Origin of the sequence: Chryseobacterium sp. Marseille-Q3244 (assembly GCF_940807095.1) — a bacterium.
Taxonomy (GTDB): Bacteria; Bacteroidota; Bacteroidia; order Flavobacteriales; family Weeksellaceae; genus Chryseobacterium.
Window position 1 is genome coordinate 17,571 of record NZ_CALNWX010000019.1, and the last position, 12,426, is coordinate 29,996.

The 12,426-nt window shown below is 37.0% G+C and carries 13 protein-coding genes; 7 read left to right on the plus strand and 6 right to left on the minus strand.

All coding sequences use genetic code 11. The features are described 5' to 3' along the window. Nucleotides 1-91 precede the first annotated feature (91 nt). Genes NBX25_RS21765 through NBX25_RS21775 form a run of 3 tightly spaced genes read left to right on the plus strand, consistent with a single transcriptional unit; the run spans nucleotide 92 to nucleotide 2,119 of the window. Nucleotides 92-1,267 carry a thioredoxin family protein gene (locus NBX25_RS21765; protein ID WP_250255403.1) on the plus strand — a complete coding sequence of 392 codons (1,176 nt, stop codon included), beginning with the start codon at nucleotides 92-94 and terminating at the stop codon, nucleotides 1,265-1,267. A gap of 8 nt (nucleotides 1,268-1,275) precedes the next feature. Continuing rightward, on the plus strand, nucleotides 1,276-1,908 hold the full coding sequence (locus NBX25_RS21770; protein ID WP_123910627.1) for a DUF3575 domain-containing protein: 633 nt from the start codon (nucleotides 1,276-1,278) through the stop codon (nucleotides 1,906-1,908). Nucleotides 1,909-1,912: 4 nt separating this feature from the next. Further along, entirely contained in the window at nucleotides 1,913-2,119 is a 207-nt protein-coding gene (locus NBX25_RS21775; protein ID WP_065398796.1) for a hypothetical protein, read from the plus strand. A gap of 104 nt (nucleotides 2,120-2,223) precedes the next feature. Here NBX25_RS21775 and NBX25_RS21780 read toward each other — a convergent pair whose 3' ends face one another. Beyond that, nucleotides 2,224-3,420 (minus strand): exo-beta-N-acetylmuramidase NamZ family protein, encoded by a 1,197-nt coding sequence (locus tag NBX25_RS21780; protein WP_250255404.1) that lies wholly within the window; start codon nucleotides 3,418-3,420, stop codon nucleotides 2,224-2,226. Nucleotides 3,421-3,424: 4 nt separating this feature from the next. Here NBX25_RS21780 and NBX25_RS21785 point away from each other — a divergent pair, with 4 nt between their 5' ends. Together NBX25_RS21785 and NBX25_RS21790 are read left to right on the plus strand one after the other, a co-directional pair. Continuing rightward, nucleotides 3,425-4,654, plus strand: a complete 1,230-nt coding sequence (locus NBX25_RS21785; protein WP_250255405.1) for an ABC transporter permease — start codon at nucleotides 3,425-3,427, stop codon at nucleotides 4,652-4,654. Between the two features lie 116 nt (nucleotides 4,655-4,770). Continuing rightward, nucleotides 4,771-5,754, plus strand: coding sequence for a PLP-dependent cysteine synthase family protein (locus NBX25_RS21790; RefSeq protein ID WP_123857203.1), 984 nt, complete (start codon nucleotides 4,771-4,773; stop codon nucleotides 5,752-5,754). A gap of 56 nt (nucleotides 5,755-5,810) precedes the next feature. On the opposite strand, the gene NBX25_RS21795 is transcribed toward NBX25_RS21790, so the two are convergent. Genes NBX25_RS21795 through NBX25_RS21805 form a run of 3 tightly spaced genes read right to left on the minus strand, consistent with a single transcriptional unit; the run spans nucleotide 5,811 to nucleotide 7,589 of the window. After that, nucleotides 5,811-6,338 (minus strand): hypothetical protein, encoded by a 528-nt coding sequence (locus NBX25_RS21795; protein WP_250255406.1) that lies wholly within the window; start codon nucleotides 6,336-6,338, stop codon nucleotides 5,811-5,813. A 33-nt stretch (nucleotides 6,339-6,371) separates the two neighbouring features. Then, complete coding sequence (locus NBX25_RS21800; RefSeq protein ID WP_123857205.1) at nucleotides 6,372-6,674, minus strand: chaperone modulator CbpM; 303 nt, start codon at nucleotides 6,672-6,674, stop codon at nucleotides 6,372-6,374. Between the two features lie 3 nt (nucleotides 6,675-6,677). Further along, complete coding sequence (locus tag NBX25_RS21805; RefSeq protein WP_123910623.1) at nucleotides 6,678-7,589, minus strand: DnaJ C-terminal domain-containing protein; 912 nt, start codon at nucleotides 7,587-7,589, stop codon at nucleotides 6,678-6,680. 93 nt (nucleotides 7,590-7,682) lie between these two features. Here NBX25_RS21805 and NBX25_RS21810 point away from each other — a divergent pair, with 93 nt between their 5' ends. Next, nucleotides 7,683-8,882, plus strand: coding sequence for a dicarboxylate/amino acid:cation symporter (locus NBX25_RS21810; protein WP_250255407.1), 1,200 nt, complete (start codon nucleotides 7,683-7,685; stop codon nucleotides 8,880-8,882). Between the two features lie 90 nt (nucleotides 8,883-8,972). On the opposite strand, the gene NBX25_RS21815 is transcribed toward NBX25_RS21810, so the two are convergent. Together NBX25_RS21815 and NBX25_RS21820 are read right to left on the minus strand one after the other, a co-directional pair. After that, nucleotides 8,973-9,356 (minus strand): DUF779 domain-containing protein, encoded by a 384-nt coding sequence (locus NBX25_RS21815; RefSeq protein WP_123910621.1) that lies wholly within the window; start codon nucleotides 9,354-9,356, stop codon nucleotides 8,973-8,975. A gap of 321 nt (nucleotides 9,357-9,677) precedes the next feature. Continuing rightward, on the minus strand, nucleotides 9,678-11,207 hold the full coding sequence (locus tag NBX25_RS21820) for an aldehyde dehydrogenase family protein (RefSeq protein WP_123910620.1): 1,530 nt from the start codon (nucleotides 11,205-11,207) through the stop codon (nucleotides 9,678-9,680). A gap of 180 nt (nucleotides 11,208-11,387) precedes the next feature. On the opposite strand from NBX25_RS21820, the gene NBX25_RS21825 reads away from it, so the two are divergent. Next, nucleotides 11,388-12,317 carry an AraC family transcriptional regulator gene (locus tag NBX25_RS21825; protein WP_250255408.1) on the plus strand — a complete coding sequence of 310 codons (930 nt, stop codon included), beginning with the start codon at nucleotides 11,388-11,390 and terminating at the stop codon, nucleotides 12,315-12,317. The last annotated feature ends 109 nt before the right edge of the window (nucleotides 12,318-12,426 follow it).

Sequence of the window (12,426 nt, forward strand, 5' to 3'; positions counted from 1 at the left end):
CTTAAAATTAGTTAATATCATCATTCAACTTCCCGATTCCCATCTTTATATTTTGAAAATTATTTATCTTCGCTTCAAATCTTATTTGAAAATGAAGAAGATCATCTCCGGGATATCTATTTTTTGCTCTATTGTCATCTCTGCTCAGGAGACCATACAGTTTCAGGAACTACCATTTAAGGAAATTATCGCAAAAGCCAAAAAAGAAAAGAAATTGGTTTTTATTGATGCGTATGCTTCCTGGTGTGGCCCATGCAAAATGATGGAAAAAAATGTTTTTCCTCAGAAATCAGTGAGTGAATATTTCAATACCAATTTCATCAATGCAAGATTTGATATGGAAAAAGGAGAAGGAAGAGATCTTGCATCTAAATTTGGTGTACGATCTTATCCCACTTATCTTTTCCTAAATGGCGAAGGCGAGCTTGTTTCCAGAAATACAGGCTATATGGAAGAAAGTATGTTTGTAGCAATGGCCCAGGATATCAATTCACAAGGAAATAAAAAAGGATCTCTGAAAGAAAGATTTGCTAACGGGGAAAAAGATCCAGAGTTTCTAATCAATATTATGAAACTTAACTCCGATACAGATTACGGGTTTGCAAAAAAGGCTTCTGAAAGATACTTTGAAAATAAAAAAGCAGCTGACCCTCTTTCAAAAGATGAAATAGGATTTATGCTATTTTTCCTGAAATCTACAGAAGATTCCAACTATAAAGCTTTTGCTTCCAGAAAAGCAGAGATCATCAAATACCTTCCTGAAGAAACGTACAACGAATTTGATGCCCAATTAAAGCTTTCAAAAATTGTAGAACAGTCCATTGATGATAAGAACAAAAAAATCAATGATGAGTACTTTATGAAAATGGCTGAACCATTGGTAGGAAAACAAACAGCGATGACGAAGCTCAATCAGACCAAGCTTACCTATTACGAACGAAATGCCAATTTTCCGGAATACGAAAAAGCAGCATTGGATTATTACAAAGCTTCGGATGCATTTAACCCTGATGAACTTTTAAGAGCAGCATGGGTATTTGTTGATAACATCCAAACACCATCTTCATTAAAGAAAGCAACCGAATGGGCTGAAAAATCGGTGATGATGGGAGAAAATTCAGAAAACACTTATATCCTGGCTAAACTTTATTTCTTAACAGGAAATAAAGAAATGGCCAAAAATTATGCTGAAATGTCTAGGAATATAGCTATTCAGGCTAAAAGAGATTCCAAATTAGCGGAGGAATTATTAAATAAAATAAAATAAACACATTGATGAAATACAGAGTATTAATGGGAGCTTTGGCATTTCTGAGCATAGGTTCACTAAAAGCTCAGGAGCAAGATCAAAGCGAAGAGAAAAGTTTGTATGTAAAAGGTAATGCTCTTTTTTTACCAATAGGTATTCTCAATCTCGGCGTAGAAAAGCAGATTAGTCCCAAATATACTCTTCAGGGAGATGTCTTTATCTCACCATGGAAGTCTTTTTCAGGACATGAATTGCAATTTTACTCTGTTTCTGCTGAAGGAAGATATTATTTCAAAGAAGCTTTCAAACACTGGTATATTGGAGCTAACGTCTCTGTTGCTGCTTATAATGCACAGAAATGGAATTACTGGAATGACAATAGCGTCTCTGTAGCAGACAACGGAGAAACTTTTATTATTTCAAATCTGTATCAAAGAGGTTTTTCTATTATGTTAGGAGTCACAGGAGGTTATCAATTTCAGTTATCTGAAAGATGGAATCTTGATCTTTATGCCACTATTGGAACTGCACAAAGTTTTTATAAAGGGTATGACAGAACTACAGGAAAACGTTATGACATTGGGGTAGAAGGACTTAATAAAAGTGGTGAAATTTTGCCTTACAGAGGTGGAGTTATGATCTCTTACAAATTTAAATAATACAATGAAGCCATTCGGAAAAAATCATATTATCATTTCTGTGATCACGTTTGTGATCCTTTTTTTAATGAATTACCTTGGAAATGATCTTCCAGATAAATTACAAAGAGCCTTATTAACTGCTTTTGCAGGGGTTGTAGGTTTAACAATCGGACTCTTTATATTAAATAAGGGCAAAAATGATAAAAATCCGCCCCAAAATTTTGATTAATGAAAGGTTGGAAACAGAAACCGTGAAGCTGGAAGTTACTTTTAGTCATATTATCACTCAATGACCTCCATAACTTCCAGCCCCAAACCTCCGACCTATTTTAGTTAATCTTCGTACACCATATATCGGGTTCTAATCTTTTCAAAATCTTCCAGATCTTTTTTCCACGAAGCTTTAATTTCCGGAATTGATTTTCCGGCAATAATCTGCTTTCTGAATTCATCAGTCCCGGAAAGAGTATCAAACCAAAGATTTTTCAAAAAGAAATCCAGCTGAGGATTTTTGTAGTTTTGATAAGCCTTGATTACCCATTCAAGATTCAATTCTCTTAAATCCTTAGGATAATTGGACAAGTCTTCACCATAACATAATTTCCCGTTCAAAAATGGATCTTTTGCTCCGTAGCTTGGCTTTGGAGTAAATTTGTATGGAAGATTTTCAGTCCATGGTGAACCATAGATCTGGAAAGGCTGATCCGTTCCTCTTCCTACAGAAACCTGGGTCCCTTCAAAAAAACACAAACTTGGGTATAAATTAATTGCTTTATCATTAGGCAAATTCGGTGATGGCTTATCCAGCATCGGATAACGTTGTTTTTTGTGGTAGTTCTTCATTGGGATTAAGGTATATTTTGCCTGAACTCCATTTTTCAGCCACTTTTCTCCATTCACCATTTTTCCATACTCACCAATAGTCAGCCCATAAACAACCGGAACCTCGTGCATTCCCACAAAACTAGCCCATTTTTTTCTTAAAACAGGTCCGTCAGTATATCCATCATGTGGATTGGGACGGTCCAGGACCATTACTTCAACATTGTTTTCAGCACCCGCTTCCATTAAATAAGTTAACGTAGAAATGTAAGTATAAAATCTTACACCCACATCCTGAATATCAAAAACTACAAGATCTATTCCTGCCAATTGTTCAGGCTTTGGTTTTTTATTACTGGCATACAGGGAAACAATAGGAATTCCGGTCTTCACGTCTACTCCATTTTTTACTTTTGCTCCTGCATCAGCATCTCCTCTGAAACCATGTTCAGGCGCAAAAATAGCTTTGATTTTTACTCCATTCTTGACTAAAAAATCTACCAAATGAGTTCTGTCACTCATTAAGCCTGTCTGATTCGTCACTACTCCAATGGTTTTATCCTTCAATAGAGGTAGATAAAGCTCAGGCTGATCTGCCCCGGTTTTAAAATCCGGCTGAACTTGAGTTTGAGAATAATATTGGTTGAATACTCCTAAAAAAATTAGGCAAATCAGAAGTAAATTTTTAATTTTGAAATCTAAATTCATAAGCTTGAAGTTTCCTTTATATTTCTCTAGAAAAATAGCGTTTTCCAAAGATAACAAAAATAACCTATCAAGGGTTATCATCTTCATTGGCAGGCTTTCCGTAGCACTGGGAATTATTGTTTCTCTAATTACTGTAGCCACTGGATTCGGTTCTAAAAAAGCTATTAAAGAGAGACTGGCAGATTTCAGCGGACACATCACAGTAAGATCTACCCGATCCAACTCTTCCTATAATACTTCGGTTTTAGATAATCAGGGATTGAATATTGCCAAGATCAAAGAACTTCCGGATGTGGAAACTATCCAAAAATATGTAACGGTTACCGGAATTATGCGTAATGAACATAATTTTGCAGGAATTATATTTAAAGGAATTGGAAAGGATTTCGACAGTTTAAGGTTTAAAAAATTCCTAATTGCCGGAACTACACCCAAGGTGACAGAAGTAGGGTTCAACAATGATGTTGCTATTTCACAAAAAATAGCCAATGATCTTCACCTTAAAGTCAATGACAGTATCGTTACCGTCTTCTTAAAAGCCGATCAAAAGCCTCTTTACCGAAAGTTTAAAATTATCGGAATCTACAGAACAGACATTAAGCTCATCGATGAACAGTTTGTAATTGGTGGAATCAATCATGCAAGAAAAATTCAGGATATGAAACCTGACGAAATTGGCGGAATTGATATTTTCCTGAAAAATGTCAATGATATTGATAAAGATTTCCCGGACATTGAAAAACTGATCGGATATAAAAACTATGCTGAAAAGGCAACAGAAAAATTTCCACAAATCACTGACTGGATAAGCATCTTTGATACCAATATTGCGCTCATCATCATCATCATGCTGGTTGTAGTGGTTATCAATATTATTATGGTCCTTCTGATCCTCATTATTGAAAGAACCAACTCCATCGGTTTACTTAAGACTTTAGGTGCAAGCAATGCTCAGATCAGGGCTACTTTTATCAATTATACCCTTATCATCATGATCCCAGGGCTTTTATATGGAAATGCTATTGGGTTGGGATTAATTCTTATCCAGAAATTCTTTGGAGTGATTAAGCTTAATCCGGAAAATTACTACGTAAGTACAGTACCGGTAGATCTTAACCCTATTGCTATCATTTCTATTTCATTAGGGATTTTGGCGATATCTGCTCTTGCCTTAATTATTCCGAGTTATCTGATCAGTAAGATTTCTCCGGTGAAAGCCATTAAGTATAATTAACCTTATTATTGGGTTTAAAATTAAGCTTTTACTCATCTGTTTTGAGCTTTAATCACTCATGATCTCCATACAGATAATTTTAAAAGCATTATCTTTGCACCGCATATAAAACATTTATGAAATACGCAAAAAATATCCTTGAAACTATAGGAAACACACCATTGGTAAAACTTAACAATGTACTGGGTGAAGATTTTCCAGCATTAGTTTTAGCAAAAGTTGAGACATTCAACCCTGGAAACTCTGTAAAGGACAGAATGGCTCTTAAAATGATCGAAGATGCCGAGAAAGACGGCAGATTAAAACCTGGAGGAACCATTATTGAGGGAACTTCCGGAAATACAGGAATGGGATTGGCATTGGCTGCCATCATCAAAGGGTACAAATGTATCTTTGTTACCAATTCCAAACAATCTAAAGAAAAGTGTGATATTCTTCGTGCTGTAGGTGCTGAAGTAATTGTTTGCCCTACGGATGTGAAACCTACAGATCCGCGCTCTTATTATTCTGTATCGAAAAGACTGGCTAAGGAAACAGAAAACGGTTGGTATGTAAACCAATATGACAATTTATCCAACAGAACTGCTCACTATGAGTCTACAGCACCTGAAATCTGGGAACAGACAGAAGGAAAACTAACTCACTTTGTAGCAGGAGCTGGAACAGGAGGAACTATTACAGGATGTGGAACGTTCTTCAAGGAAAAAAATAAGGATATTAAGATAATTGGAGTTGACACTTACGGTTCTATCCTTAAAGAATTCCACGAAACCGGAGAATTACACTACGACCACGCGTATACGTACATCACGGAAGGAATTGGAGAAGATATCATCCCTGAAAACTACGACATGTCTGTTATCGATCACTTTGAGAAAGTAACGGATAAAGACGGAGCGATCTATGCAAGGAAACTGGCTAAGGAAGAAGGAATTTTCTGTGGATATTCTGCAGGAAGTGCCATTGCATCATTGATTCAGATGAAAGATCAGTTTACTAAAGATGATGTCATTGTCGTTTTACTTCATGACCACGGTTCAAGATATGTAGGAAAAATCTACAATGACGAGTGGATGAAGGAAATGGGCTGGCTGGAATAAGCAGTAAGGCAACAATATTATAAAGTAAAAAATCAGAGCAAAATGCTCTGATTTTTTTATGGTTGAATATTATCTTTTAAAATAGTCTTGAGTAAAGAATAGTTTCTTTCACTCATTGATTTTCTGGGAAACATATAACTGTATTTTCCTTCAAGGGAAATGAAGTCATAGTTGCTATCAAAAAATTCAAAGTCTTTCCATTCACTGGTTTCTTTTTCACCATCAATATTGACTGTGAAAAAATTCTGTTCAATTCTTATTTCGTAAATCTTACACTTTTCCAAAATATTCAGGTAGTGATTAACCTGCTTTTTCCATCTTGAGACCTTATTAACACTTACAGATAAGTAAACAGCACAAAGCAACAAGATAAAACTAAAAAAGTACAAGATACCTTGGCTTTCCTTGCTGAAATTATCTTTCAGAAGAAATGCAATCAGTAAAATAACAGCAGCAGCAATGGTTGTTATTGTTTTACTTTTTGTGGTAGGAGAAAAAAGCAGACTCCCTTGATTTCCGCTAAAATAAATATCTTCAAAAATCGCTCTCTCAGGTTTTAGTGTAATCACTTTTTCCTCACTCATAATATTGTTGCTTTAAAAAGCTACAAAACTAAGCTAAATATCTTCATATTGATCACTGATAGCCGAAAGTTTGTTCATCAGCTCTCTGTTTCTTCGTTTTAAAGCATCCAGTTTTTTCAACATATTATGAATAACTTCCAGGCCTGGAAGATTAATTTCAAGGTCATAATGCCAGTTGGCAAATTTTTCCAGATCCGGCAGGTCTTCATACATGAGGTAATGAACTTCATTTTCAATGTGTATATTCAGCAGACCATAATCTACAAGTTCATCAAAAAAGGTGATTTCTATATTGTATATTCTTACGAGTTCTTCCCGTGATATTCTTTCACTCATAGCCTAGGAATTTTTAAGTTGTTCAAAAAGCTCTCTCTGCTTATCGGTAAGGTTAACAGGCATTTTCACTTCGTAGGTTACAAAAAGATCGCCATGTTCCCCATCTTTCTTATAGACAGGAAAACCTTTACCTTTCAGTCTTACAGTCATTCCGCTTTGGGTTTCCGGTTTTACTTTAAGATTAACACTTCCATCCAGTGTATTTACTTTTACGTCTCCACCTAAAACTGCGGTATACAAATCAATAGCAACTTTTGTTTTAAGATCATCACCTACTCTTTCAAAATCATGATCTACGGGAATATTGAATGTGATATAAAGATCACCGTTGGGACCTCCATTCACTCCAGGATTTCCATGTCCTTTTAATTTAATTTTCTGCCCATCATAGACTCCGGCAGGAATCGTAATCCTTACTTTTTTACCATTGATTTCAAAAGTTTGCGGATGAGTTACAGCAGCATCTCTTAAATTCAGGGTTAATTCTGCCTGTACATCTTGTCCTTTGAACTTTCCCGAAGCTCTTCCTCTTGAACTTTTACCAAAGCCTCCTGAAGAACCGCCAAACATATTTTGGAAGAAGTCTGAAAAGTCTTCACCTTCACCAAAGTCTGCACCGGAATAACCACCACCGTAGTTCTGCTGCTGGTACTGCCTTTGTTGTTGCTGAGCTTTTTCATACTCTTCCCCATGTTTCCAGTTTTCTCCATACTTATCGTATTTTGCACGGTTTTCCGGATTGCTGAGAACTTCATTGGCTTCATTCAGCTCTTTGAATTTTCTTTCTGATTCTTTATCATCAGGATTAAGGTCCGGATGCAGCTTTCTGGCTAATTTCCGGTACGCCTTTTTAATATCATCCTGGGTTGCGCTTTTATCTACGCCTAAAATTTTATAGTAATCTATATAAGCCATAGAAACGATGTTTACTCAAATTTATGAAATTTAGGTCTGAAAATTGCATAACAAAGTGTTAAAAATAAACCTATCTTTGATAAAAACCGCTACATGAAAGAGGTACTGAAAAACTACTCCGGAATCATATTTTTACTTCTGGGAATCACAATCGGAAGCATTATAGGAATCGTTGCTCCGGGTTTTGTGGAATACATTAAACCGTTGGGAGACATTTTCCTGAATCTTCTCTTTGTAAGTGTTGTACCTTTGGTCTTCTTTGCTGTATCTAATTCTATAGCATCTCTGGAACAGCAATCTAAATTCGGGAAGATCATTCTTATCATGGCACTTACCTTTCTGTTCTTTATTCTTACTGCTGCTATATTTACCATCTGTGCCGTCTATCTGTTTCCGGTTTCCGGAGTTTCGGGAAGTTCTGAAATGATTACAGAAGCGGCAAATGAGGACAATTGGGGAAATAGAATTGTAAGTTTCTTTACCGTGGGAGAATTCACTGCCTTGTTTTCAAGACAAAATATGCTGGCACTCCTTATTTTTGCTTTCATGACAGGTTTTGCAGCCAGAAAAACGGGAGAAGCAGGAAAACCTTTCAGAGTTTTTATAGCATCAGGATATGAAGTGATGAAGGAACTTCTTTTATTGGTGATGAAATTGGCACCTATTGGGTTGGGAGCTTATTTCGCCTATCAGGTTGCTACATTAGGACCACAGCTTTTTGGATTTTATGCTAAACCTTTAGGGTTATATTATGTTGCAGGAATTATTTATTTTCTTGTTTTCTTTTCCATTTATGCGTTTATGGCGAGCGGACAGAAAGGAGTGAAAAGTTTTTGGACTAATGCTATTTACCCAACTCTTACTGCAATAAGTACCTGCAGCAGTTTTGCCACTATGCCTGCGAATTTACAGGCTGCATCTAAGATCGGAATTCCGAATTCTATTGCCAATCTGGTGATCCCAATTGGGACAACGCTGCATAAAAATGGATCTTCTATGTCATCGATTATCAAAATTTATGTAGCTTTTTTAATTATTGGAAAAGATTTCTTTGACCCTGCCAACTTACTCTTAGCTTTGGGCATCACTGTTTTTGTAAGTATTGTGGCTGGTGGAATTCCTAATGGTGGATATATTGGAGAAATGCTGATGATCTCAGTGTATAAATTGCCTCAGGAAGCTATTCCAGCAGTGATGATTATCGGTACCCTGGTAGATCCTTTAGCTACTGTTTTGAATTCTGTAGGAGATATTGTCGCCGCCATGTTTGTCAACCGGTTCGTGAAGGATTGATAATTGACATACATCTGGCTATGCATGAGATTTCCTTTGTCAGAATGACAACAACGTGAAATGATGCTATATAGCACCAAGCTTTAGAGCTTATTCGCTGCGTTGTACCGGTTCCAGGTTTTTATACTCTTCCGGAGTAAAAAGTCTGTATTGCACTTTGAATGTCTTTCCTAAAGGAGTTTCTAATGAGAAACCTCCCGGTCCGAAACCGTCAGTCACATCCAACGTAAAATGGGAGTATTTCCAGTATTCAAAAAGATCACGGTCTATCCAGAATTCATGTCCATTAATGGTTCCGATCATGGCATCATTCATTCTTGGGAAAAAACCTCCTTTTTCGAAACATTGCGGCTGGGTACCTTCACAGCAGCCTCCTGCCTGGTAAAACATCAAAGGACCATATTTTTCTTCAAGTTCACGGATGACTTCAAGTGCTTTTTCTGTTGCAGAAAGTCTTGATATTCGCGTTTCCATTATTGTTTATTTAAAATTACTGTTATTCTTTATAAAAAGTCCGGCAAATATAATTTGCCGGACCTGCTCATTCATCATGTTTAAATTGAGCCTGTGATTCTGTCATTGAGCCTCATCATATTTTAGCAAATTTGGGTTCCCCCATTTTATTGTAGTCATCTGAGATATCAGAAATGTTTCTTATTGCGTGAGGGATAGTAAGGGCGGCGAGGAACGAGCCGGTGCGCAATGTAATGAAGTACCGAAACGAAGTGAAGCCCTGCATAGCCCGACCGTTTGCCTCGGGAAAAGCCAAGGCAATCGGGCACGTCCTACATAATATTAAAAGAAACCTAACTTATTTTTGTTATAGGAGATCAGCATATTTTTGGTCTGACGGTAATGGTCAAGCATCATTTTATGATTCTCCCTTCCAATTCCGGATTGCTTATAACCGCCAAAAGGAGCTCCTGCCGGATATGAGTGGTATTGATTTACCCAGACTCTTCCTGCCTCAATCTGACGTGGAATATTATACAACTGGTGTGCATCTCTCGTCCACACCCCTGCTCCTAATCCATAGATGGTATCGTTGGCAATTTTCACCGCTTCTTCTTCATCCTTAAAGGTAGTAAAGGCCAATACAGGACCGAAAATCTCTTCCTGGAAAATTCTCATCTTGTTGTTCCCTTTGAAGATTGTAGGCTGAATATAGAATCCTTCTTCCAAGTCTTCCCCAAGGTGATTAATATCTCCTCCTACCAGTACTTCAGCTCCTTCATCTACCCCCAGCTGGATATAGGACAGGATTTTTTCTTTTTGAATTTTGGAAGCCTGAGCTCCCATCATTACAGTTTTATCCAGAGGGTTACCTACTTTGATCGCTTTCACCCTTTCAATTACTCTTTCGATGAAAGCATCTGCTATCCCTTCCTGAACCAACAGTCTTGACGGGCATGTACAGATTTCACCCTGATTAAGGGCAAAAAGAACGGCACCTTCAATAGCTTTATCTAAGAATTCATCATCAGCATCCATCACGGAGTTGAAGAATACATTAGGTGATTTTCCGCCCAACTCCAGCGTCACAGGAATAATATTTTCTGTTGCATACTGCATTACCAAACGTCCTGTAGCTGTAGATCCTGTGAAAGCCGCTTTGGCAACTTTAGGATTTGTTACCAATGCTCTTCCAAGCTCTGCACCGAAGCCATTAACAATATTGATAACTCCAGCGGGTAAGAGATCTCCTATCAGCTCCATTAAGATCATAATAGAAACAGGAGTGCTTTCTGCAGGCTTTAAGACCACACAGTTTCCAGCAGCCAATGCAGGAGCCAGCTTCCATGTTGCCATAAGGATCGGGAAGTTCCATGGAATAATCTGAGCAATGACTCCCAGAGGCTCATGAACAATCAAAGATACAGTATCTTTGTCCAATTCATTGTGAGACCCTTCTTCTGCGCGAATGACGGATGCAAAATACCTGAAATGATCGATAGCTAGCGGAAGATCAGCAGCCAGTGTCTCTCGTACTGCTTTACCGTTGTCTATGGTTTCTACTGTCGCAAGGTATTCTAAATTCTGCTCTATCCTGTCTGCAATTTTATTAAGAATAATACTTCTTTCTGTGGATGATGTATTCTTCCAAGTCTGGAATGCTTTGTCTGCTGCATCTACCGCTAGCTCCAGGTCTTCTTTTGAGGAATGGGCTACCTGGGTAAAATTCTTACCATCAACGGGTGACACCACATCAAAATATTGTCCTTTAACAGGTGGTGTGAATTTCCCGTCAATATAATTATCGTATCTGCTTTTGAACTCGGGACGCTCTAAAAGAGTCGTTGATCTTGTTTCTGTAAGAGTGCTCATATCAGTATTTATTTTAATTTTTCAATACCGCCAAATTACACGGATGCATGAAAAACCTATAGCACAATCGTATAAAAAAAGTGCAAAATAGTACAGAACTCAATTTTATTATTTTCTTAACAGCAACGTTGAATCAAATTCATTATATTTGAGTTACTGCCTTTGTCAAAAAATTTAGAAATGAATAACAATAGTAAGATTTTATTAAATACTCCTGAATTACACAAGGAAAACCAGCTATTGAGTCTTGTTGAAAACCAGACAAAATTCAATCTAAACAACTGTGAATTCAGTATCTACGAGACGCATAAAACTGCTTTCGGAGTAAAGCTTCATTTTGAAAATATTGCCTTTACCGCAATGCTGAGAGGTAAAAAACACATGAAGCTGGATAACAAAACCAATTACTTTGATTATTTCCCTGGAGAAAGTATTTTAGTTGCTCCCGGTGAAACCATGGTTATTGATTTTCCTGAAGCCGATGACACTCCTACACAATGCATCTCTTTAAGTTTGAATCCAGATTTTATTGAAGATTCTCTTAATTACTTAAACTATCATCTTCCCAAGGTAGATGAGGTCTCACAATGGAACATTCAACTGGATGAGTATTTTCTTTTTAACAATAAGGCATTGGCATCTGCCACCAACAATATTATGAGAATAGCCATGGATGATAACACTCAAAAGGATATCATGGCTGACTTCGCCCTGAAAGAACTGCTGATACGGCTTATGCAGACACAGGCCAGAAGCATGGTGGAAAGGAATATTGTAAAGAATAAATCGAGAATTGGATTTGTAGTGGATTACATTAAAAGAAATCTGCACCAGAAACTTTCTATTGAGAGTATTGCGAAACTTGCTTATGTGAGTAAATCGAATTTCTTTAAAATGTTCAAAGATGAGCTCGGAACTTCCCCGAATGATTTTATTCTACAGGAAAGAATCAGTAAGGCCAAGGAATTACTGGCTACCCAAAACAGCATTAAAGAAACAGCCTACCAGACCGGGTTTTCAGATACTAATTATTTTACCAGAGTTTTTAAGCAACTGGAAGGAGTAACACCTAAGAACTATCAGAATAATAGGATGATTGTACGAGAGTAAATTTATGTAAGGAAGTTAATAATCCCTTTTACTTAATTTAGTTTTCTTACTAAGAAAATAAAAAAGAGCTCCATTTTCATGGAGCTCTTCTTATTTATATTAAAAATAT

Coding starts and splice junctions, on each gene's coding strand:
- NBX25_RS21765 (WP_250255403.1), top strand. CDS start 92: ATGAAGAAGATCATCTCCGGGATATCTATTTTTTGCTCTATTGTCATC.
- NBX25_RS21770 (WP_123910627.1), top strand. CDS start 1,276: ATGAAATACAGAGTATTAATGGGAGCTTTGGCATTTCTGAGCATAGGT.
- NBX25_RS21775 (WP_065398796.1), top strand. CDS start 1,913: ATGAAGCCATTCGGAAAAAATCATATTATCATTTCTGTGATCACGTTT.
- NBX25_RS21780 (WP_250255404.1), bottom strand. CDS start 3,420: ATGAATTTAGATTTCAAAATTAAAAATTTACTTCTGATTTGCCTAATT.
- NBX25_RS21790 (WP_123857203.1), top strand. CDS start 4,771: ATGAAATACGCAAAAAATATCCTTGAAACTATAGGAAACACACCATTG.
- NBX25_RS21795 (WP_250255406.1), bottom strand. CDS start 6,338: ATGAGTGAGGAAAAAGTGATTACACTAAAACCTGAGAGAGCGATTTTT.
- NBX25_RS21800 (WP_123857205.1), bottom strand. CDS start 6,674: ATGAGTGAAAGAATATCACGGGAAGAACTCGTAAGAATATACAATATA.
- NBX25_RS21805 (WP_123910623.1), bottom strand. CDS start 7,589: ATGGCTTATATAGATTACTATAAAATTTTAGGCGTAGATAAAAGCGCA.
- NBX25_RS21810 (WP_250255407.1), top strand. CDS start 7,683: ATGAAAGAGGTACTGAAAAACTACTCCGGAATCATATTTTTACTTCTG.
- NBX25_RS21815 (WP_123910621.1), bottom strand. CDS start 9,356: ATGGAAACGCGAATATCAAGACTTTCTGCAACAGAAAAAGCACTTGAA.
- NBX25_RS21820 (WP_123910620.1), bottom strand. CDS start 11,207: ATGAGCACTCTTACAGAAACAAGATCAACGACTCTTTTAGAGCGTCCC.
- NBX25_RS21825 (WP_250255408.1), top strand. CDS start 11,388: ATGAATAACAATAGTAAGATTTTATTAAATACTCCTGAATTACACAAG.